Origin of the sequence: Polaribacter sp. L3A8 (assembly GCF_009796785.1) — a bacterium.
Classification (GTDB): domain Bacteria; phylum Bacteroidota; class Bacteroidia; order Flavobacteriales; family Flavobacteriaceae; genus Polaribacter.
Window position 1 is genome coordinate 1,391,222 of the sequence record NZ_CP047026.1, and the last position, 21,398, is coordinate 1,412,619.

Annotated in this window: 21 protein-coding genes; 11 read left to right on the forward strand and 10 right to left on the reverse strand. The window is 31.0% G+C overall.

Going from position 1 to position 21,398, the window contains the following annotated elements; all coding sequences use genetic code 11:
• Positions 1–6 precede the first annotated feature (6 nt).
• Complete coding sequence (locus GQR92_RS05575) at positions 7–1,824, forward strand: Xaa-Pro dipeptidyl-peptidase (protein ID WP_158838189.1); 1,818 nt, start codon at positions 7–9, stop codon at positions 1,822–1,824.
• A 30-nt stretch (positions 1,825–1,854) separates the two neighbouring features.
• On the opposite strand, the gene GQR92_RS05580 is transcribed toward GQR92_RS05575, so the two are convergent.
• The gene (locus tag GQR92_RS05580) at positions 1,855–3,066 is read right to left on the reverse strand and encodes an MDR family MFS transporter (protein WP_158838190.1); all 1,212 of its coding nucleotides are present in this window, start codon (positions 3,064–3,066) and stop codon (positions 1,855–1,857) included.
• 333 nt (positions 3,067–3,399) lie between these two features.
• Here GQR92_RS05580 and GQR92_RS05585 point away from each other — a divergent pair, with 333 nt between their 5' ends.
• Positions 3,400–4,017 (forward strand): DUF1684 domain-containing protein, encoded by a 618-nt coding sequence (locus GQR92_RS05585; RefSeq protein WP_158838191.1) that lies wholly within the window; start codon positions 3,400–3,402, stop codon positions 4,015–4,017.
• Between the two features lie 10 nt (positions 4,018–4,027).
• Here GQR92_RS05585 and GQR92_RS05590 read toward each other — a convergent pair whose 3' ends face one another.
• Both GQR92_RS05590 and GQR92_RS05595 read right to left on the reverse strand, forming a co-directional pair.
• Positions 4,028–4,273, reverse strand: coding sequence for a hypothetical protein (locus GQR92_RS05590; protein ID WP_158838192.1), 246 nt, complete (start codon positions 4,271–4,273; stop codon positions 4,028–4,030).
• Entirely contained in the window at positions 4,273–4,599 is a 327-nt protein-coding gene (locus GQR92_RS05595) for a nucleotide pyrophosphohydrolase (protein WP_158838193.1), read from the reverse strand. Before GQR92_RS05595 ends, GQR92_RS05590 begins: the two co-directional genes overlap by 1 nt.
• 255 nt (positions 4,600–4,854) lie before the next feature.
• Between GQR92_RS05595 and katG the strand changes: the two genes are divergently transcribed.
• Positions 4,855–7,104, forward strand: coding sequence for a catalase/peroxidase HPI (gene katG / locus GQR92_RS05600; RefSeq protein ID WP_158838194.1), 2,250 nt, complete (start codon positions 4,855–4,857; stop codon positions 7,102–7,104).
• Positions 7,105–7,207: 103 nt separating this feature from the next.
• Here katG and GQR92_RS05605 read toward each other — a convergent pair whose 3' ends face one another.
• The 3 genes from GQR92_RS05605 to GQR92_RS05615 all read right to left on the reverse strand — a co-directional run bounded on the left by GQR92_RS05605 (position 7,208) and on the right by GQR92_RS05615 (position 9,936).
• A complete protein-coding gene (locus tag GQR92_RS05605) occupies positions 7,208–8,068 on the reverse strand; it encodes a phosphatase PAP2 family protein (RefSeq protein ID WP_158838195.1) in 861 nt (286 codons plus the stop codon).
• Positions 8,069–8,353: 285 nt separating this feature from the next.
• Positions 8,354–9,127 carry an alpha/beta fold hydrolase gene (locus tag GQR92_RS05610; RefSeq protein WP_158838196.1) on the reverse strand — a complete coding sequence of 258 codons (774 nt, stop codon included), beginning with the start codon at positions 9,125–9,127 and terminating at the stop codon, positions 8,354–8,356.
• Positions 9,128–9,222: 95 nt separating this feature from the next.
• A complete protein-coding gene (locus GQR92_RS05615; RefSeq protein ID WP_158838197.1) occupies positions 9,223–9,936 on the reverse strand; it encodes a pyridoxine 5'-phosphate synthase in 714 nt (237 codons plus the stop codon).
• Positions 9,937–10,002: 66 nt separating this feature from the next.
• On the opposite strand from GQR92_RS05615, the gene GQR92_RS05620 reads away from it, so the two are divergent.
• The 8 genes from GQR92_RS05620 to murI all read left to right on the forward strand — a co-directional run bounded on the left by GQR92_RS05620 (position 10,003) and on the right by murI (position 17,935).
• Entirely contained in the window at positions 10,003–10,656 is a 654-nt protein-coding gene (locus GQR92_RS05620; RefSeq protein WP_233270019.1) for a CBS domain-containing protein, read from the forward strand.
• 36 nt (positions 10,657–10,692) lie between these two features.
• Positions 10,693–11,592 carry an NAD kinase gene (locus GQR92_RS05625; protein WP_158838199.1) on the forward strand — a complete coding sequence of 300 codons (900 nt, stop codon included), beginning with the start codon at positions 10,693–10,695 and terminating at the stop codon, positions 11,590–11,592.
• A 105-nt stretch (positions 11,593–11,697) separates the two neighbouring features.
• Positions 11,698–12,411 carry a DUF6089 family protein gene (locus GQR92_RS05630; protein WP_199269187.1) on the forward strand — a complete coding sequence of 238 codons (714 nt, stop codon included), beginning with the start codon at positions 11,698–11,700 and terminating at the stop codon, positions 12,409–12,411.
• A gap of 6 nt (positions 12,412–12,417) precedes the next feature.
• The gene (locus GQR92_RS05635) at positions 12,418–13,161 is read left to right on the forward strand and encodes an isoprenyl transferase (protein ID WP_158838200.1); all 744 of its coding nucleotides are present in this window, start codon (positions 12,418–12,420) and stop codon (positions 13,159–13,161) included.
• 7 nt (positions 13,162–13,168) lie between these two features.
• Entirely contained in the window at positions 13,169–15,700 is a 2,532-nt protein-coding gene (bamA, locus tag GQR92_RS05640) for an outer membrane protein assembly factor BamA (RefSeq protein WP_158838201.1), read from the forward strand.
• A gap of 64 nt (positions 15,701–15,764) precedes the next feature.
• Entirely contained in the window at positions 15,765–16,544 is a 780-nt protein-coding gene (locus GQR92_RS05645) for an OmpH family outer membrane protein (protein ID WP_158838202.1), read from the forward strand.
• A gap of 19 nt (positions 16,545–16,563) precedes the next feature.
• Positions 16,564–17,070 carry an OmpH family outer membrane protein gene (locus GQR92_RS05650; protein ID WP_158838203.1) on the forward strand — a complete coding sequence of 169 codons (507 nt, stop codon included), beginning with the start codon at positions 16,564–16,566 and terminating at the stop codon, positions 17,068–17,070.
• A gap of 67 nt (positions 17,071–17,137) precedes the next feature.
• Complete coding sequence (murI, locus tag GQR92_RS05655; protein WP_158838204.1) at positions 17,138–17,935, forward strand: glutamate racemase; 798 nt, start codon at positions 17,138–17,140, stop codon at positions 17,933–17,935.
• Between the two features lie 147 nt (positions 17,936–18,082).
• Here the strand turns inward: murI and GQR92_RS05660 are convergent, their stop codons facing one another.
• From GQR92_RS05660 to GQR92_RS05675, 4 genes are all read right to left on the reverse strand, one after another.
• A complete protein-coding gene (locus tag GQR92_RS05660; protein WP_158838205.1) occupies positions 18,083–19,087 on the reverse strand; it encodes an IS30 family transposase in 1,005 nt (334 codons plus the stop codon).
• 36 nt (positions 19,088–19,123) lie between these two features.
• The gene (locus tag GQR92_RS05665; protein WP_158838206.1) at positions 19,124–20,020 is read right to left on the reverse strand and encodes a PorP/SprF family type IX secretion system membrane protein; all 897 of its coding nucleotides are present in this window, start codon (positions 20,018–20,020) and stop codon (positions 19,124–19,126) included.
• 141 nt (positions 20,021–20,161) lie between these two features.
• Positions 20,162–20,860 carry a sulfite exporter TauE/SafE family protein gene (locus tag GQR92_RS05670; protein ID WP_158838207.1) on the reverse strand — a complete coding sequence of 233 codons (699 nt, stop codon included), beginning with the start codon at positions 20,858–20,860 and terminating at the stop codon, positions 20,162–20,164.
• On the reverse strand, positions 20,860–21,306 hold the full coding sequence (locus GQR92_RS05675; RefSeq protein ID WP_158838208.1) for a FixH family protein: 447 nt from the start codon (positions 21,304–21,306) through the stop codon (positions 20,860–20,862). The genes GQR92_RS05670 and GQR92_RS05675 overlap by 1 nt, the downstream gene beginning before the upstream one ends.
• Between the last annotated feature and the right edge of the window lie 92 nt (positions 21,307–21,398).

A 21,398-nucleotide genomic window follows, 5' to 3' on the forward strand; every position in this document is an offset into this window, starting at 1 on the left:
TCAAAAATGACAAATAAAATTCAAATTTTAATAGTATTTCTTTTTGCCCTAGCAATGAAGGCACAAGAAAAAGCAACACCTATTTTTAAAAATGGTGAAGCACAAATAGTAGAAGCTTTTAACGATTCTAGTAAATGGATTCGTACAGATTTATGGGTAGAAACTACGTTTGATAGCGACGGAGACGGAAAACTAGATAGAATGCATGTTGATGTTACAAGACCTGAGCAAACAGAAACTGAAGGTTTAAAACTACCTGTTGTTTATGAATCTAGCCCATATTATTCTGGTACTGCCAAAGGAGGCACAGAATTATTTTGGAATGTAAAACATGAATTAGGTGAAAAAGTAGCAAAACCTGTTTATGTAGAAGTTGAAAGAACCGGAAAAAGACCAATTATTTCAAATTCACAAATTAAAACTTGGGTTCCAAGAGGCTATATCGTTATTCATTCTTCATCACCAGGAACTGGTTTATCTGATGGTGCACCAACAGTTGGTGGAGATAATGAATCTTTAGCACCAAAAGCAGTTATAGACTGGTTAAACGGACGAGCAAAAGGCTTTACAGAAAGAGAAGGAAATGAAGAAGTTACTGCTTTTTGGTCTACCGGAAAAGTAGGTATGACAGGAACTTCTTATAACGGAACAATTCCGTTAGCAGCAGCTACAACCGGCGTAAATGGATTAGAGGCAATTATACCAGTTGCCCCAAATACTTCTTATTATCATTATTACAGATCTAATGGATTGGTGCGGTCTCCTGGCGGATATCTTGGTGAAGACATTGATGTTTTATATGATTATATTCATAGCGGAAAAGAAGAAAATAGAGCTCGTAATAATAAAGTTATTAGAGATACAGAAATGGCGAATGGCATGGACAGAGAAAGTGGTGATTATAACGATTTTTGGGCTGGAAGAGATTATTTAAATGATATGAAACCTATGACAGCTGCTTTATTAATGTCTCATGGATTTAATGATTGGAATGTGATGCCAGAGCATAGTTATAGAATTTACAATAAAGCTAAAGAAATGGGGATTCCTTCTCAAATATTTTATCATCAAAATGGCCACGGTGGACCACCTCCAATAAAAATGATGAATCGTTGGTTTACTCGTTATTTACACGGAGTTAAAAACAACGTAGAGAATGATGCAAAAGCTTGGATTGTTAGAGAAAATGACAAAAAAGACGAACCAACTCCTTATAAAAACTACCCAAACCCAGCTGCAAAACCTGTAACATTATACTTAACTCCAGGTGCCCCTAAAGCAGGTAAATTATTAACTACCAAAACCTCTAAAGCAAAAGAAACTTTAGTAGATAATTATTCTTTTTCTGGCGAAGCTTTAGCCCAAGCAGATTATACAAATCATCGATTAATTTATGTTTCTCCTACCTTAAAAGAAGATCTTCATATATCTGGCTTAAGTTCTATAAAAATAAACGCAGCAAGTAGTAAACCTGCGGTAAACTTATCTGTTTGGTTGGTTTCATTACCTTGGAATAAAGGAAAAAGAACAAAAATTACCGACAACATTATTACACGTGGTTGGGCAGATTTACAAAATCATGCATCATTAACAAAAAGCAGTCCTTTAAAAAAGGGGCAATTCTATGAAATGACTTTTAACCTACAGCCAGATGATCAAATTATAAAAAAAGGACAACAAATTGGTTTAATGATTTTTTCTAGTGATTCTAATTTTACATTATTACCAAAACCTGGTACAGAATTAACAGTCGACTTAAACAAAACCTCTATTACACTTCCTGTTGTTGGCGGTAAAGAAGCATTTGCAAAAGCTACAGAATAAATAAATTATCATACTTAAAAAAAGCAGCGATTAAATCGTTGCTTTTTCTTTTTTTAACATTCTTAAAAGGAGCAACAATACAAAAACCCCAAATAATGCAAAAATTGTAATTGCAGTCCACGTAGTTTCAAAACCATATTTTGACACCATTTGCATACCAACATTGTGGCTAAAAATATGCGCTAAAGAAAATGCAATGCTATACAAAGCCATATATTCTCCCTGATTTCCTTTTTTAGCTCTTTCTACGGCAAACGCATTCGAAAACGGAAACGCAATCATTTCTCCTACTGTCATTAAAAACATGGCTATAATTAAAATTCCAATCCAACCGGTTAGGTTTAAAATGATAAAACTTAACGCAGTTAAAAATAAGCCAAGGGCAATTAACTTTACTTTAGATTTTTTAGAATCTTCTAACCATTTTATCAAAGGCATTTCAAAAAGGAATATAAAAAAGCCATTAAAGCCCATTAACAACCCTATTTCAAATTCTGATAAAAAACGGTTTTTACTATAATACAATGGCATGGTAGAAAAATACTGCATAAAAACAAACCCAAAAATAAACATGGCGATAAAGAATATCCAAAAAGCATTGTCTTTATAAGCAGAAATAGGGTTAGCTACTTTTACCTCATCTTGTACTTTAGCTTTCTTAGGATGCAATACTTGCAGCAATAAAAAAGCTGCTAAAACACACGTTACTCCATCTGCCCAAAACAATCCTTTATAACCAATTCCTGTAATTATTAAACCTCCAACTGCAGGTCCTGCAGAAAAACCTAAATTAATAGCCAAACGAATTAAAGTTACAGAACGTGTTTTATTTTCTGGTTTGCTATATGCACTTAAAGCAACAAACATAGCAGGTCTAAAAGCATCTGCCACTATCATTACTAAAAAAATACCCGCACAAAACTCATGAAATGTTGTTGCATATTGTAGTAAAACAAATAAAACCCCTGTCCCAAATAAACTTACAAGCATTACTTTGTAATAACCTATTTTATCAGTTAATTTTCCGCCAATCCACGTTCCCAATACAGAACCTAAACCAAAGAAAGACATAATCCATCCAACATCTGTTAAAGAAAAATGCAGACTTTTAGTAAGGTACAAAGACAAAAAAGGAATTACCATTGTACCAGATCTATTGATAAATGTAATTAAAGAAAGCCACCAAACCTCTGTAGAGAGCCCTCTAAAAGTATTGATATAATTGTTGTATAACTTTTTCATGGTTAAGTTGGTTGTTGCACTAAAAACAAAAAAGTCCGACTTGTGAAGTCGGACTTTTATAATTACTTGATTTTATATTGATATCATCAAAACATATAAACAGACCGATTTTTTCGATTTTTACGCGATAATTTGGTTAAATATGTATTGACTTTATTCATTTTTATTTTATTAACAAATCAAAACTACATAAAATAATTGAATATTGTATTTTTGTTAAAAATTATTTTTAAAATAAAAATTACGTAGCGCAGTTTTTTTTTTCAATTAGCAAATAGCGTTATTTTAAATTATAAAAAAAACCTACAACCCTTATTTTTAATACTAACTTAAATGAAAAAACTATTATTTATATGTTCTGTTTTTCTAATGATGATGTCTTGTAATTCGCAAGGTAAACGTCCTTTAATGGGTAAAACTGTTTATCAACAAGAATTAAATGCTAGTTATAAAGATGGCTCAAAATCACCTTTAAAAAAGAAAGATTTAAGAAATTTTAATGGTTTAGATTTTTTTACTGTTGATGCTACTTTTATTGTAAATGCAAAATTTACTAAAATAGAAAACGCTCCTACTTTTGAAATGGCAACCACTACAGACAGAAAACCATTGTATAAAAAATATGGTTTGTTAAACTTTACACTAAATGGAGAAAAATGTGAATTAACCATTTATCAAAGTCAAGATGATTTGCGTGATGAAAAATACAAAGACTATTTATTTTTGCCTTTTACAGATGATACTTCTGGCAATGAATCTTATGGAGGCGGACGTTATATGGACGTAATGAGCACAGACATTACAGCAAACAACACTGTAATGTTAAATTTTAACAACACCTACAACCCTTATTGTGCGTATAACGACAAGTATTCTTGTCCTTTAACACCTAGAAAAAATCATTTAAATGTAGAAGTAAAAGCGGGAATAAAAGCTTTTAAAAAACACTAAAATAACAACACTACATTTTTTTGTTGGTTATATAAAAACCATAAACAGCACTAAAAACAACCTTAAAACCAAAAAAGTTTTTCCATTTTCCATTTAAAAAATTGGTTTCTGCAACTTTAGTAAAGTCTCCTGAAAAAATATCGCTAAAACTAGCCATCAATAAAGAGACTATAGTAACGATTATAAAGAAAGGAATTGCAACTTTAGCAAAATTAACCCAAAAAAGAGGTTGCTTTATTTTTTCTAATACACTCATTATTTTAATTTTTGATTGTTGTGATGACGATCGTGATCACGTTTTGTTTTAATATCTAATTTCTTTTCGAAAGCATCTTGCAAATTGATTCCTGTTTGGTTTGCCAAACATAAAACGACAAATAGTACATCTGCCAATTCTTCTCCTAAATCCTTGTTTTTATCAGATTCCTTTTCGCTTTGCTCCCCATAACGTCTTGCAATAATACGGGCAACCTCACCAACTTCTTCCGTTAATTGCGCCATGTTTGTTAGTTCATTAAAATAACGAACTCCATGAGCTTTAATCCAATCGTCTACTTGTTTTTGTGCGTTTTCTATATTCATTTTACTAGTATTAATAGATTCAAAAAATTAAGATTTCAAAGATAAACGTTCTAAAGTAATTTAGTTTGTTTCTAATCATAAATTCTAATAACTTCGTAGGGATCAATAAAATTTACAAATCTAATAAATCTATCGATGAATTAGTTTTAATCAATTTTATTTATACCAAAATAAAATATGAAAATCAAATAAAGAAATACACAAGTAACAATTATATTAATTTTGACAGCAAGAAAACATAAAACCTAATTTATAATGGAAAACGACCAACACACAAACTCATCTAACGATGAAAGTAAATGCCCATATCATCAAGAACAAAATAAAGCTGAAGAAAACAAAGTAGAGGCAACTGCAGGAAAATGCCCAGTAATGCATGGCGCAAATACGTCTACCAAATCTAACGTTATGGATTGGTGGCCAAATGCATTAAACCTTGATATTTTACATCAACATGATACAAAAACAAATCCTTTAGGAGAAGATTTTAATTATCATGAAGAATTAAAAAAATTAGATACTGAAGCTTTAAAAAAAGATATGCATGCCCTTATGACGGATAGTCAAGATTGGTGGCCTGCAGATTGGGGACATTACGGAGGGTTAATGATTCGTTTATCATGGCATTCTGCTGGATCTTACCGTACGTCTGACGGTCGTGGTGGCGCAGGCTCTGGTAGTCAGCGATTTGCTCCATTAAACTCTTGGCCAGACAATGCTAGTTTAGACAAGGCAAGACGTTTATTATGGCCTATCAAGAAAAAATATGGAAATAAAGTAAGTTGGGCAGATTTAATTGTGCTGGCAGGTACTATTGCTTATGAAAATATGGGATTAAAAACGTTTGGTTTTGCTTTTGGTCGTCCAGATATTTGGCATCCAGAAAAAGACACCTATTGGGGAGCCGAAAAAGAATGGTTAGCTCCAAGTGATGAACGTTATGCTAATGTAGACAAGCCAGATACTATGGAAAACCCATTGGCTGCAGTACAAATGGGACTTATTTACGTAAACCCAGAAGGCGTTAATGGAAAACCAGATCCTTTAAAAACAGCTGCTCAAATACGTGAAACATTTGCACGTATGGCAATGAATGATGAAGAAACCGTTGCTTTAACAGCAGGTGGACATACCGTTGGAAAAACACATGGTAATGGAGATGCTAGTATTTTAGGTGCAGAACCTGAAGCTGCAAACATAGAAGAACAAGGTTTAGGTTGGCACAACCCTAACAAATCTGGAAAAGGAAAATATACTGTAACAAGTGGGCTGGAAGGCGCATGGACAACGAACCCAACCAAATGGGATGGTGGTTTTTTTGAAATGTTATTTAACCATGAATGGGAATTAGTTAAAAGTCCGGCAGGTGCTTTGCAATGGGAACCTTTAGCAATTAAAGATGAAGACAAACCTGTAGATGTAGAAGATGCTAGTATCCGTCATAACCCAATGATGACCGATGCTGATATGGCCATGAAAATGGATCCTATTTACAAGGATATCTCTTTAAAATTCATGAACGATCAAGACTATTTTTCAGATACTTTTGCACGTGCTTGGTTTAAATTAACACACAGAGATTTAGGACCAAAAGCAAACTACTTTGGTGCAGATGTACCTAAAGAAGATTTAATTTGGCAAGATCCAATTCCTGCAGGAACTACAGATTATGATGTAACGGCTGTAAAAGAAAAAATTGCAATATCAGGTTTATCAAATTCAGAAATGATTGCTACCGCTTGGGATAGTGCACGTACATATCGTGGATCGGACATGCGTGGTGGTGCCAATGGTGCAAGAATTCGTTTAGCTCCTCAAAAAGATTGGGAAGGAAACGAGCCAAAACGTTTAGCACATGTTTTATCAATCTTAGAAACAATTGCTGCTCAATTTAAAATTAGTATTGCAGATGTAATTGTTTTAGCAGGTAATGTTGGTTTAGAACAAGCAATAAAAGCTGCTGGTTTAGAAACAATAGTTCCTTTTACACCAGGTCGTGGAGATGCTACGGATGAAATGACAGATGCTGAATCTTTTGATCCTTTAGAGCCTTTGGCTGATGGATATAGAAATTATAGCAAAAAAGATTACGTGGTAAGTACAGAGGAATTACTGTTAGACAGAACACAATTAATGGGATTAACAGCCCCAGAAATGACCGTACTTATTGGTGGTATGAGAATGTTAGACACTAACTACAACCATACAAAACATGGTGTTTTTACAGACAGACCTGGAGTATTAACTAACGATTTCTTTGTAAACTTAACGGACATGGATAATACTTGGAAACCAACAGAAAACGGACTTTACAATATTTGTGATCGTAAAACAGGTACTGTAAAATGGACTGCAACACGTGTAGATCTTGTGTTTGGTTCTAACTCTATTTTACGTTCGTATGCAGAAGTTTATGCACAAGATGACAACAAAGAAAAATTTGTAAAAGATTTTGTAAAAGCGTGGACTAAAGTAATGAATGCTGATCGATTTGATGTAAAATAAGCAAACACAACTTACAATTATATAAAATAAAAACGGTTTTGATAGTAGCTATCAAAATCGTTTTTTATGATGGTAAGTCAATTAAAATAAGATTAATTAACTTCTAAAAGTTCATTACAATACCAAAACTTTGTGGTGTAAATTGTATATCCCAAGCAATTTTTTTCTTTTGACCTTTGTCGTTATACTTCTGATCGTATTTTGTATCTAAATATCTATCGATTGCTTCTACAATAAAAATACTTAAAGCGGTAGAGAAAACAACATCAGAAACCCAGTGAAAACGATCTACAATTCTAGCAAAACCAGGTATTGAACCTACAGTATATAATCCTGCCTTTATCCAAGGGCTATCAAAATGTTTTGCAAGAATATATGCATTTGTAAAACCTAACATTACGTGACCAGAAGGAAAAGAATCATAATTAAAAACCCTGTCAAAATGTAAAGGATCAAAAGTTCCTTTACCAACATCTGCTTTCGGTCTTGCACGACCAACAATTCTTTTAGAAATCTGTTGTAACAATCCAGATGCAGATGCAGAAGAAATTAAAAGTACACCTGTTCTTCTTAATTTTGGATTATCAGAAATTAAACCTGTTAAATAAACAGCTCCGGTTATCATAAAATTATTATTCGGACTTCCGTATTCATTACCGTAATCGACCAACCAACGCGGTACATCTCCTCGCCAATTATTTGCCCAATTATCAATATGATCATCCACCAAATACAAAGCAGAAGTTCCTGCTGCCACATAGGCTAAATTGTTTAATTGTTTTCCTTTCCAATGTAAAGGTCTGCTGTAAGCATACCCCATTCCGCCAGCCATATTACCTAAATCGTAGGTAAGTTTTTGCCATAAATCTCTATCCTTTTTAAGGTTTAGATTGATGGGTTTATTTTGAGAATACGTAAAACTATAAAAAAATAGTAATAGTGCAAATAATAATAGTTTCTTCATTTTTCTTAAAATTAAAGCGCCAAAGATACTATTATCTTACATAAAATAATTTATTTATAAACCCAAAAAATAAAAACAGCGTTTAATAAATTTTAAAAACAAACAGACATTCGTGTAGGTAATACGTTCGTGTTTCAAAAAAACATCAAAAGAAATAATACAACTATTATCTTTTTTTTAATTAAGAATATCATAAATAACTAGCGTTATTATAATGCAAAAAAGAGATTGAAAACTAACTTTAGCTTTCAATCTCTTTATATTTTATTCAATAAATCCTTTATTTTACTTTAAAAAAGTAGAAACTTCATTGTAAAATTGTTTTGGATTTTCTGCATGTAACCAATGACCTGCTTTTTTAATTTCTACAATTTTAGAATTCGGAAAATGCGCTTCTATAATTGCTTCTTCATCTTGGGTAATGTAATTAGAGTTTTCTCCTTTTAAAAACAAGGTATCTTTTTCAAAAACAGTAAAAGAAGGCAACGCCTCTCCTATTTCTATATTATTATCGGTTAAAGATTCTAAATTGAATCTAAAAGCTAATTGTCCTTTTTCTTTCCAATACACATTTTTTAATAAAAACTGACGTACACCTAATTCTGGAATTAACGTTGCTAGTTTTTTATCAACCTTACTTCTAGAATTTTCTACAGAAAAATCAATAGAATTTAAACCTGCTAAAATTGCATTATGATGTGGCTGATATTGTCTTGGAGAAATATCTACAATAATTAATTTATCAACCAAATTAGGATACGTAACAGCAAACAACATTGCTGTTTTTCCGCCCATAGAATGCCCTATAATATGTACTTGCTCTAATTGGTAATGTTGTATGTAAGCGTATAGATCTTCAACTAAAACTTCATAATTAAATTCGTCTTCATGAAAACTACGTCCGTGATTTCTTTGATCAATTAAATGAACTTGATAATCTTCAGAAAACTGATTTCCTAAAGTTTTCCAGTTATCAGACATTCCAAAATAACCATGTAAAATTAACAACGGTTTTCCTTCTCCTTTTATGGTTGAATGTAATATTAAGTTATTTGACATTTTAGATTATTGGGTTTTGTCAGGTCGAGCGCAGTCGAAACCTAAATGAACCTCTCGACTGCGCTCGAGGAGACATTTCTACTAAATATTGCCTACTATTTTAGTCGATGTAAATACATATTTACAACATTTTCTAAACCTAAGTATAAGCTCTCTGCAATTAGCGCATGCCCAATAGAAACTTCAGCTAAATTAGGAATATTCTCCTTAAAAAACTTAATATTATCTAAGCTTAAATCGTGCCCAGCATTAATTCCCAATCCTAATTTATCTGCTAAAACAGCAGCTTCTGTATAAGGTTTTATAGCATCAAAATTTCCTAAATCGAATTGTGTTGCAAAATCTTCTGTATACAATTCAACTCTATCAGCGCCTGTCTTAGCGGCAGCTTCAATTAACTTAGCATCCGTATCAATAAAAATTGACGTTCTAATTCCGTTTTGTTGAAACTCTTTAATTACCTCTTGTAAAAAAGATTGATGTGTAATTGTATCCCAACCTGCATTAGAGGTAATTGCATCTAAAGCATCTGGTACCAAAGTAACTTGCGTTGGCTTAACCTCTAACACCAAATCCATAAAAGATTTTATAGGATTTCCTTCAATATTATACTCTGTAGTAACAATATTTTTTAAATCTCTAGCATCTTGATAACGGATATGTCTTTCATCTGGTCTTGGGTGAATTGTAATTCCCTGAGCACCAAACCCTTCAATATCGCTGGCAACTGTTAATAAATTAGGTACGTTTCCGCCACGAGAATTTCTTAAAGTTGCTATTTTATTAATATTTACACTTAACTTTGTCATTGTCTAAAATTAGGCTGCAAATATAATTTATTAAATCATTTTATCCTATATTCGTAAAGCATGAATATGAACGACTATATATTAAAAGAAATAACACCACTTCGCTTAAAAGATGCCGTAAAAAAGGCTCAAAAAGTGTTTAAAAACTACCCTATCACACATTTTCCTGTTATTGAGGACAACAAATTATTAGGTTCTTTTGCAGAAGATGACATACAAACCATAGAAAACAATGAAGAGGAATTAGTTAAATCATCTCATTTATTAAATTCTTTTTTTGCGGATGATAAAGCAACTATTTTAGAATTGTTAAAGATTTTTGCTGATAATGACACCAATATTATCCCTGTTTTAAATGAACAAAAAGAGTATGTTGGCTATTTTGATTTGCGTGATGTTTTAGACGTTTTTTCTACAAGTCCTTTTATGATTGAAGAAAGCGAGACTATAATCATAGAAAAACTTAATAATGATTATTCTATGAGTCAGGTGGTTCAAATTATTGAAGCAAGTGGCGGCAAATTATTAGGCTTGTATATTTCAGAAAAAAAAGCAGATACAATTCAAATTACAGTGAAAGTAATTTCTGATGAAATAAACGAAATAATGCAAACTCTTAGAAGATATGATTATAAAATTATATCTATGCACGAAAATGATATTTATCTAGAAGATTTAAAGAGTAGGTCTGAATATTTACAAAAATATCTAGAAATGTAATCCTTTAAAAGGAGCATATACTTAAAAAACAAAAAAGTGAAAAAAGCAGCAATTTACGGTCAATCTTATGCCATTTCATCAGATAAAGAAATTAAAACTTTATTACACGTTTTAGAAAAAAATAAGGTTGATTTCTATATTGAACAGGAGTTTTATACTCTTTTAACAGAAAGTAATGTTTTAGAAGATGTTTATAAATCTTTTGCATGTTTTAACGATTTAGACAGTTCTTTCGATATTATGTTTACCCTTGGTGGTGATGGAACCTTTTTACGATCTGTTACACACATTAGAAATTTAGACATCCCTATTTTAGGAATAAATACGGGGAGACTAGGTTTTTTAGCGATTGTGTCTAAAGATCTTATTGAAGAAAGTATTAAATTAGTAATTAAGGGTGACTATACAATTCAAGAAAGAACCCTTGTTTCTATAAGAACAGAGCCAAAAACTAAAGATTTTACAGAGCTTAACTTTGCCTTAAACGAAGTTACCATTGCTAAGAAAAACACCACTTCTATGATTGGTGTAAAAACATATTTAAATGGCGAATATCTTACAAACTATTGGGCAGATGGCTTAATAATTTCTACTCCAACAGGCTCTACAGGCTATTCTTTAAGTTGTAACGGCCCCGTAATTTTACCCGATTCTAAAAATTTAGTGATTACTCCTATTGCCCCGCATAATTTAAATGCAAGACCCATGGTAATATCTGACGAAACTAAAGTAGAGTTAAAAGTAGATTCTAGAGAAAAGAGCTTTTTAATATCATTAGATTCTAGAGTTTCTAGTGTACCAAATAACACTAAAATTTTTATAGAAAAAACAGACTTCACTATAAAAAGTATTTTACCAAAAAATCAATCTTTTTTAAAGACATTAAGAAGTAAACTATTGTGGGGAGAAGACATTAGAAACAAAACAAATGTTTAACGTACTGCTTACAATATTTCTTTAAAAAAGTAGTTATTCAAAAAAGACTATATATAAACTTTATAAAGCAATTTGAAATCTCTATATTTGCCCACTATTTTTAGAATGAAAAAAAGAATCTTATTTTTTGTATTTGTGAGTTTCACCTCTATATTCTTGGGGCAGCTTCACGAAGTAGGCCTCTCTTTAGGAGGAACAAACTATGTTGGAGACATTGGTAAAAACTACTATTTCTCGCCAAATAAACCTGCTGGAGCCTTGTTTTACAAATACAATTGGAACCCTAGAATTGCATTAAGAGCAACATACAGCTACTTACCTATCTCTGGAGATGATGCAAATGCAGATATTGGATATAGAAAAGACAGAGACTTACATTTCTCTAACACGATTAATGAACTAGCTGTTGGTTTAGAATTTAATTTTTATGAATATGAATTATCCTCAGATGATAAAACATGGACACCTTACCTACTTCTAGAATTAGCTTCATTTAATTACAACTCAGCAGAAGAGAACCCTGCAACCCCTGGTGAATATAGAAACACAAACAAAACTTCGTATGCAATACCTTTTGGTATTGGATATAAGTCTAAATTATACGGTACTTTAGCATTTGCTATAGAAGCAAAATTTAGATACACCTTTAAAGATGATTTAGATGGTGAGTTTTACGATTCTACAAACAACATGCCAACAGGTTTAAGCGATATTGACAGAAGAAATTTAAAAGGAGACGGAAATGACTGGTATATGTTTACTGGAGTTTCTTTAATTTATACTTTTGGAAGACCAGCTTGTTATACTAACGGATTATAAAAAACTATGGATAAAAAATTACTTATCGACTTACAAAGAACGCCTAAACATGTTGCCATTATAATGGATGGTAATGGTCGTTGGGCCAAAGGTAAAGGGATGAATAGAATTTTTGGTCATAGAAACGCCTTAACAGCTGTAAGAGAATCTGTAAGTGCAGCTTCTCAAATAAATGTTGAAGCAATTACTTTATATGCTTTTTCTACAGAAAACTGGAACCGTCCTAAATTAGAAGTAGATGCTTTAATGAGTTTACTTATTAATTCATTAAAAAAAGAATTACCTGGTTTTCTAAAAAACGGAGTAAGAGTAAATGCGATAGGTCTAATTAGTAGCTTACCAAAAAAAGCACAAAGTGTTTTGGCCGATGTTATTTCTCAAACAAAAAACAATACAGATATCGTTTTAACTTTTGCTTTAAGCTACGGTTCTAGAGAAGAAATTGTTAACACTATTAAAAACATATCCAAAAAAGTTGTTAATAATGAGCTAAATATTGAAGAAATTGATGAAAATACTATAAATAACCATTTATATACGTTTAATTTGCCCGACGTTGACTTAATGATAAGAACTAGTGGAGAACAACGCATTAGTAATTTCTTATTATGGCAAATGGCATATGCCGAATTATATTTTACAGATATACTTTGGCCAGATTTTAGAGAAGAGCATTTTTACGATGCAATCATAGATTATCAGAATAGAGAACGAAGATTTGGAAAAACAAGCGAACAAATTACAGAATAAATTTTTTATGAAATTATTTTCTGCTACAATAATGCTAATAGCATTATTTTTTACTTTTAGTGCCAACGCACAAACTGAGATAGATAGTTTATCAATTGTAAAAAAAGATACAACTTCTACTAAAAACACTTCCTTTGAAAAAGGGAAAGAATATATTCTAGGAAGCATTAGTGTTACTGGTTTAAAAAAGTTTAGTGAAGAAACTGTTAGGGTTTTTACGGGGTTAAGAAATGGGCAACCCATTAAACTACCAGGAGACAAACTTACAAGTGCCATAAAGAAACTATACGAAAGTAAACAGTTTAGTAATGTAGACGTTTATCTTGCAAGACTAGATGGAAATACAGTATATCTTCAGTTTGATGTTTTAGAATTACCTCAATTAAATAATATTACTATTACAGGTATTAAAAAAGGGAAAGCAAAAGAACTTAAAAAAGATGCTGAGCTTAAAAAAGGTGCCATGGTTACAGATAACCTTATTGTAACCTCTAAAAATTACTTCACAAAAAAATATACAGATAAAGGTTTTCTAAAAACTAAAGTTAATTTAGATGTTAAAAAAGATACCTCTGACGTTAACATCGTTAACATGGCTATTTTTATTGATAAAGGGAAAAAAATTAAAATTAAAGACATTCTATTTACAGGTAATAAAGCGCTTTCTAATAAAAAATTAAAAAAAGCGATGAAAAATACCAAAGAAAAATTCTTTGGTCGTTTTTGGAAAGGTTCTAAATATATTGAAGAAGATTATCAAGAAGATTTAGAAAGCATCTTAGACAAGTACAGTAGATTAGGTTATAGAGATGCACGTATTCTTAGCGATAAAATTAGCTGGAATGATGACAATACAATCAACATTAATCTAGAGCTTGAAGAAGGTAGACAATACAGATTTGCAGAAATATTATTTGTTGGTAATAAAGAGTATACCGCAGAACAACTTCAAAGATATTTAAAAATTGAAAAAGGAGATGTGTATAACGGTGCCGTTTTAGAAGAGCGTATTAAAGGTGATGGTAGCCCAACTTCTCAAGATATTTCTACATTATACCAAGATAACGGTTTTTTATTCTCTTCTGTTAATGCAGTAGAAACAAGAGTAAAAAACGATTCTATTACCGTAGAAATTAGAATTAGAGAAGATGAGAAGGCACGTATTAAAAAAGTAACTGTTTCTGGAAACGATAAAACAAATGATCACGTTTTATTTAGAGAATTACGTGTAAAACCAGGAGATTTATTTAGCAGAAGTGCTATTATTAGATCTATTAGAGAAATTGGTCAATTAGGTTTCTTTGACGCTAATGTTACTCCTGATGTTGTTCCTGATTACCAAAATAAAACAGCAGATATAGACTTTACTGTTGTAGAAAAAGGAGGAAGTCAAATAGAACTACAGGGTGGTTATGGTGGTGGTTCTTTTATAGGAACTTTAGGTTTATCTTTTAACAACTTCTCTATTAAAAATATCTTTAACAAAGAGGCTTACAAACCTTTACCTATGGGAGATGGGCAAACATTAGCATTAAGACTACAAACCAGTAGAACTTATAGTACCTATAGTTTTTCATTTACAGAACCATGGTTAGGCGGTAAAAAACCAAAATCTTTATCTTTTTCTGTATATTCATCAAATCAATATCAATTAGATTTTACAACTTTTGACGTAGATAAAAGTAAAAGTTTATCTATCATTGGACTTTCTTTAGGACTAGGACAACGTTTAAAATGGCCAGATGACTATTTTCAATTATCACAAACCATAAGCTACCAAGCATTAAAATCTAACGATTATAATTTTGGATTAGCAGGAATAAACCTTAATAATGGAACTTTAAATAACTTATCTTATAATTTAAATTTATCAAGAAACTCAGCAGGTCCAAGTTTAATTTTCCCAACCTATGGTTCTGAATTTTCAGTTGGCTTTAAAGCAACTTTTCCATATTCTTTAGTTGACAAAAAAGACTATACTGACCCTAATTTATCAGATTTAGAAAGGTACAAATGGTTAGAATATTATAAATTTAATGCTAAAGGTAAATGGTATACCTCTTTTACCGATAAATTAGTATTAATGACCAATGCAGAAATGGGGTATTTAGGATCTTACAATGAAGACCTTGGTGCAACACCTGTAGAACGCTACTTTGTTGGTGGAGATGGTATTGCAGCTTATCAATTAGATGGTAGGGAAACAGTAGGCTTAAGAGGTTACGAAAACAGTGGTCTTTCATCAAATTTTGGAGGAACAATTTATAATAAATTTCAGCTAGAACTACGTTATTCTATAACCGACGCTCCGTCTGCATCTATATACACTCTAGGATTCTTAGAAGCAGGAAACTCTTATGACAATTTTCAAGAATTTAATCCGTTTGAATTAAAACGTTCAGCAGGAGTTGGTGTAAGAATTTTTATGCCTGCATTTGGTCTATTGGGAATTGACTTTGCACATGGTTTTGACCCATTACCTGGACAAACGGTAAAATCTGGTTGGCAAACACACTTTATAATTGGAAAACAATTCTAAGAAAACGGTAACTTTGTAATGAAAAAGTTTTTTTGGCACGGTTTTTTCTAAATACATTATACAAATGAAAAAAATATTTTTATTAGTCGTTCTTATACTTAGTGCTAGTATTTCTTGGTCTCAAAGAAATCAATTAATTGCTTATATAGATATGGAGTATATTCTAGAAAATGTTCCAGAATATTTAGAAGCTCAAAACACTCTTGAAGCAAAAATTGCAAAATGGAGAAAAAAATTAGATGATCAAGAGAGACATATTGAAGTTTTAAAAACAGATTTAGCTAACGAAAAAGCAATTCTAACTAAAGATCTAATTGAAGAAAAAGAAGAAGAAATTAGTTTAAAACAAGTAGAATTACGAAGATTAGAATCTTTATACTTTGGTCCTAAGGGAGATATGTTTTCTGTGAGGAAACAATTGGTTAAACCAATTCAAGACCAAGTTTACAACGCTATTCAAAGTATTTCTAAAAGAAAAAAATATGACTTCGTTTTTGATAAATCTACCGACTTGGTTATGCTATATTCAAATAAAAAATACGATATTAGCGACCTTGTTTTAGCAACTATAGACCGAAGTAGATTAATCGATGAAAAAGATAGAAAAAGACAAGAGAAACTTTTAGCTCCCGAAAAAGGTTTAACGGATAGACAAAAAGAAGCTATTAGTAAAAAAGAAGCCGCAAATGCAAAGAAGATTGCAGATATTGAAGCTAAAAAGAAACTAATTGCAGAAAAGAGAGAAAAGCTCTTACAACAAAGAGAAGAAAAAAGACAATTGCTTAGAGATAAGAAAGAAGCATTGAGAAAGAAAAAAGAACAAGAAAAAAAAGAACAAGAATAATAATTAAATTAAAACAAGAATGAAAAATTTAAAAACGTTACTATTAATTGCTGTATTTACTTTAGGATTAGCTGGTGTTGCAAATGCACAAAAGATAGGTCACATAGACTTTGAAAAATTAGTAGCAGAAATGCCACAGACAAAAACTCTTAAATTAGACATGGAAAAGCTTGGTAAAACTTATCAAGACGAGATTACTGGTATGGAAAAAAAGATTGAAGCGACTAGACAAAAATATGTTGCAGAATCTAAAGGACAAACCAATGAGACTAATGATAAAAGAGCTCAAGAATTACAACAAGAAGCTGCAAAAATTGAACAAGCAAGAAGATTTGCTTATCAAGACATGCAGAAAAAACAAAATGAAGGTTTACAGCCAATTATAGAAAAAGCTCAAAATGCTATTGATGCTGTAGCTGCTTCTAAAAGTGTTTTATATGTATTAGATGCTTCTGTAGGTAAAGGTTTACTTGTTAAAAAAGGACAAGATTTATACAATGATGTAAAAGCTAAATTAGGTTTCTAATTAAAAGCTTTTAATATTACAAACTAAAACCTACTGATATTCAGTAGGTTTTTTTATTTTTACAAACATGGTAAATAACAACAAATTTCCTATTGGTATATTCGATTCTGGTGTTGGGGGAACTTCTATATGGAAAGAAATTAACACACTCTTACCACAAGAGAATACTATTTATCTTTCGGACAGTAAAAATGCCCCATACGGTGAAAAAAGCAAACAAGATATTATTAATTTATCTATTAAAAATACCGAATTCTTATTAGCACAAAATTGTAAAATAATAATTGTTGCTTGCAATACTGCAACTACAAATGCCATTAAAGTATTAAGAAAAAAATATAACATTCCGTTTATAGGCATAGAACCCGCAATAAAAACAGCTGCTTTACATACCAAAACAAATAAAATTGGCATACTTGCAACAAAAGGAACTTTAAACAGTGAATTGTTTGAAAAAACAGCACATACTATCAATCAAAAAATAATCCGTAAAGAAATTATTGGCAAAGGTTTGGTTGAGCTAATTGAAGGCGGAAAGTTACATTCTAAAGAGATGACATCCTTATTATCAACCTACATTAATCCTTTAATAGAAGATAACGTAGATTGCTTAGTTTTGGGTTGTACACACTACCCTTACCTTATTCCACAAATAAGAAAACTTGTTGGTAACAAAATTCAGATTATAGATTCTGGAGAAGCAGTTGCTAAACAAACAAAAAATATTCTAGAAAAACATAAATTAATAAACTCATGTAAAGAGAAAAGTTTTCATCAATTTTTTATCAATAAAGAAAAAAATGTCTTAGAAATATTAATGACCAGCAAAGACGAAAACCTAAAAATTACTGAAAAAGAATTTTAGAAACCGATAAATGAATTATTAATATTAGGCATACTACGCCATGTTTTTTCTTTTGTCCATAAATTAATACCTAAAGTAATTTGATGAAACCCTGTATCTTGGATTCAATGTTGTAACGCAACAAAACGTTTATGTTTTTTGATGTTACTAAGCTACAAATTTAAGTTCTAAATCCATCATTTCTTTAGGTGTTTTATAACCAATAATTTTTCGAGGTCTGTTGTTCAATTTTTCTTGAATAATTAGGAGTTGATTAATGTCAATTTCATTAAAATTAGTTCCCTTTGGCAGATACCTTCTAATGAGTCCGTTCGTATTTTCATTTGTTCCTCTTTCCCAGGAAGAATAGGGGTGAGCAAAGTATATTTTCATTCCCGTATTTTGAGTAATTTTTTCGTGTCTAGCCATTTCAATTCCGTTGTCGTAAGTCATTGTTTTTTTATAAATAGGATTTAATTTGTTTAATATTTTAGAAAACTCATTGGCTACTTCACCTGCTTTTTTGGACTCTAATTTTACAATTAAAGTAAATCTAGTTTTGCGTTCTACTATAGTTCCAATAGCGCTTTTATGGTTCTTTCCAATGACTAAATCACCTTCCCAATGTCCGACTTCATTTCTAAGTTCAATATGCTGTGGTCTATTGTCAATACTTACTTGGTTTATTATTTTAGATCCGCCACCACGTCTTTTTTTAGGGGTTCTACGTCTTGTTTTTTTACGTACTAATAGTTTGATTAATTTTTTGTTTAAACGTGCTTGTGGTCTTGTGTAAATATGTCTATAAATAGCTTCGTGAGAAATAGACATTATTGGATCATTAGGATACAGCTCTTTGAGTCTTCCTGAAATTTGTTCAGGTGTCCAGTTTGACAAAAGGCCTCTATAGACAAAAAATTTAAGTAGAGAATATGTACTTATTTTATCTAAGTTTCTTTTGTTTAAATAATCTTCTTTAACACACCAATGAGCAAGTTCAGCATCGTAATTATCTTCCTTTTTCTGCACCCATTTATTCACTTCTCTTGTAATTGTTGAGGGTGCTCTTTTTAGTTTTTTAGCGATGTATGATTTTGACTTTTTTTCTATTAAAAGTGTCTGAATAATCACTCTTTCTTTTAAAGTTAATCTTCTATGTTTTTTTAATTCCATTTTACAAATCTATTAATTTAGATTTGTTGCGTTAAGTTATTGAATGGAGGTATTGGTTAAAACAACACTTTCTAACTGGTTTGTATACGTATATGAAAATAGTAGGTTCTTATAATTTAAACCAATTATTGGCGATATAAATTGAGCATTATTAATAGCATTTGAATCGAAACTTCTTCTATAAGATAATGCTACCCACATCTGAGTTTTTTTAAATGTCTTGTAGGCTTTTATATTAAAATCTGCTATACGTTGTCCGGTACTTTCCTTTAACTGCAACATAAATGATGGTTCTAATTGAAAATGATAAAACTTATCATAATAATATCCTGCAGAAAAAACATAGTTTCTTAAGTCTAAAGATTCTTGAATATTCAAATTATTTTTAGCTGTTAAAAATAAATTTTTAACCGTAAAATAAGATGAAAAACCACCTCTATGGTAGGCAGCTCCAAAATCTGAATTGTAATAACTTGTACTTTGAACAATAGCAGCTACATCATCACTTTCAAAAGACCTTTGGTCTGATTGATTTTGAACAAAAGTAAATGATAAACCAAACGAAAGTTGCTCAAAAAAATGACCATCACTTAATTGTAAGTGATAGGCATATGTTCCTTGAATTCCTTTTTGAGAATGATATCCATTTTTATCATTAAATAGCACAACCCCAAATGCAGCATTCGTTTCCTCTCCAAACCTAGTATGATAACTTAACGTTTGTAAAGAAGGAGCATCTGGTATACCCGCCCATTGTTGCCTTGCCGTAAAACGTAATTTACTAGAGTTACCAATACCTGCTGCAGATGGATGAACCAAATACACATTATCCGATAAATAATCTTGATAAATCGGTAAGGTCTCTTGTGCGTAATTTTTAACAGAAAAAAAGAAAACACATAGAAGGCAAAATCGTACGTAATTTAATTTCATTGGAGGGAGATTAGTCTTAAGTTACCAAATATATACTTTTTTTCTTATAATAAATAATTTGCTACTCAAAGATTTAAGAGTGTTCCTACTCTCTTTTTTAAGAAATAAAATACTGTTGATATTCAATTTTAAAAAGAAAAACTAATGACAAGAACTGTTAGATGTAACTAAATCTACCATTGGAGCAGGAGAAATATATGGAATTCCTAACCCTAAACCTCGTAAAACAAATAAGACACCTATAAAAACAACCACAACTGGTATTGCTTTTTTTATTCTTTTTCTAAAAGCGCCTTTGGTAAAATTACCTAAATATACAACCGAAGTCATTAGCGGAATTGTGCCTAGACCAAATAAAAACATATATAAGCTACCAGAAAAAGCATTTGTTGTTGCTAAAGCACCAAAAACAGCCATATACACTAAACCACAAGGTAAAAATCCATTTAAAAAACCAATGGTAAAAAAAGTATCGTTTCTTTTTTTCTTCAACTCTTTTCCTAAGGCATTTTTTACTTTCAAAATGACTTTACTAATTCCTTTTGAAAAATTTACTTTTGAGAAAAACTTTGGAAAAATGATAACCAAAATCATGCTAACACCAACTATTATTGAGAGTTGTTGTTGAAACCCAAAGAAATAAAACCCTTTTCCTAGAAAACCAAATAACAATCCTATTAAACTATAGCTAAATAATCTTCCTAAATGATAAATTAAAATTTGAAAAAAGCCTTTTGTTTTGTTTTTTCTATCAATAGGTAACATAAAAGCAATTGGTCCACACATGCCAACGCAATGGAAACTGCCTAATAAACCAAATATAATTGCTGATAGAAACATTAATATTCTATTTCTTTTTTTATTAAGTACTCTTTATTATTATATTTGAAAAATACATTAATGTTCCAACGACCATCTAATAAACGTTTCTCAGGCACGAGCAAATATGTATTAGAGATTGAAATAGGTATTTCAAAATCTAATTGTTTATTAGATGGTCTATATAGGAACACTTTTCCTTTTATTTCCTTCGGAGAAAACTCTGCAGGAAATTCTATTTTTAAACCTTCTTCTGTTCTTTGAATGAATACTCTTTCTTTTAATTCTAGCGCATTTTTTTCGGCATTAATTTCATCTTGAAAACCTAATTCTTGTTCATAATATTTTTCTGTAACCAAATCATAACTAAACGATTTACTTGTACTCATGGTAACTACCATGTATAAAATAAAACTCATAAAAGCTACAATTGCAATAACAATACCTGTTCCCCAATTAAATTTCATAATCCTATAGTTTTGTCTTGTACAAAATATTCAAAATCTTAATTTATGTATACCTACACTACTTTTAAATACGTGTAGATTAACTGCCAACT

What these genes read in the sequence shown, in the direction of transcription:
- GQR92_RS05650 (WP_158838203.1), top strand. Translation starts at nt 16,564, where the DNA reads ATGAAAAATTTAAAAACGTTACTATTAATTGCTGTATTTACTTTAGGA.
- GQR92_RS05630 (WP_199269187.1), top strand. Translation starts at nt 11,698, where the DNA reads ATGAAAAAAAGAATCTTATTTTTTGTATTTGTGAGTTTCACCTCTATA.
- GQR92_RS05620 (WP_233270019.1), top strand. Translation starts at nt 10,003, where the DNA reads ATGAACGACTATATATTAAAAGAAATAACACCACTTCGCTTAAAAGAT.
- GQR92_RS05575 (WP_158838189.1), top strand. Translation starts at nt 7, where the DNA reads ATGACAAATAAAATTCAAATTTTAATAGTATTTCTTTTTGCCCTAGCA.
- GQR92_RS05665 (WP_158838206.1), bottom strand. Translation starts at nt 20,020, where the DNA reads ATGAAATTAAATTACGTACGATTTTGCCTTCTATGTGTTTTCTTTTTT.
- GQR92_RS05605 (WP_158838195.1), bottom strand. Translation starts at nt 8,068, where the DNA reads ATGAAGAAACTATTATTATTTGCACTATTACTATTTTTTTATAGTTTT.
- GQR92_RS05660 (WP_158838205.1), bottom strand. Translation starts at nt 19,087, where the DNA reads ATGGAATTAAAAAAACATAGAAGATTAACTTTAAAAGAAAGAGTGATT.
- GQR92_RS05590 (WP_158838192.1), bottom strand. Translation starts at nt 4,273, where the DNA reads ATGAGTGTATTAGAAAAAATAAAGCAACCTCTTTTTTGGGTTAATTTT.
- GQR92_RS05610 (WP_158838196.1), bottom strand. Translation starts at nt 9,127, where the DNA reads ATGTCAAATAACTTAATATTACATTCAACCATAAAAGGAGAAGGAAAA.
- GQR92_RS05645 (WP_158838202.1), top strand. Translation starts at nt 15,765, where the DNA reads ATGAAAAAAATATTTTTATTAGTCGTTCTTATACTTAGTGCTAGTATT.
- GQR92_RS05635 (WP_158838200.1), top strand. Translation starts at nt 12,418, where the DNA reads ATGGATAAAAAATTACTTATCGACTTACAAAGAACGCCTAAACATGTT.
- GQR92_RS05615 (WP_158838197.1), bottom strand. Translation starts at nt 9,936, where the DNA reads ATGACAAAGTTAAGTGTAAATATTAATAAAATAGCAACTTTAAGAAAT.
- bamA (WP_158838201.1), top strand. Translation starts at nt 13,169, where the DNA reads ATGAAATTATTTTCTGCTACAATAATGCTAATAGCATTATTTTTTACT.
- GQR92_RS05675 (WP_158838208.1), bottom strand. Translation starts at nt 21,306, where the DNA reads ATGAAATTTAATTGGGGAACAGGTATTGTTATTGCAATTGTAGCTTTT.
- katG (WP_158838194.1), top strand. Translation starts at nt 4,855, where the DNA reads ATGGAAAACGACCAACACACAAACTCATCTAACGATGAAAGTAAATGC.
- GQR92_RS05580 (WP_158838190.1), bottom strand. Translation starts at nt 3,066, where the DNA reads ATGAAAAAGTTATACAACAATTATATCAATACTTTTAGAGGGCTCTCT.
- murI (WP_158838204.1), top strand. Translation starts at nt 17,138, where the DNA reads ATGGTAAATAACAACAAATTTCCTATTGGTATATTCGATTCTGGTGTT.
- GQR92_RS05670 (WP_158838207.1), bottom strand. Translation starts at nt 20,860, where the DNA reads ATGTTTCTATCAGCAATTATATTTGGTTTATTAGGCAGTTTCCATTGC.
- GQR92_RS05595 (WP_158838193.1), bottom strand. Translation starts at nt 4,599, where the DNA reads ATGAATATAGAAAACGCACAAAAACAAGTAGACGATTGGATTAAAGCT.
- GQR92_RS05585 (WP_158838191.1), top strand. Translation starts at nt 3,400, where the DNA reads ATGAAAAAACTATTATTTATATGTTCTGTTTTTCTAATGATGATGTCT.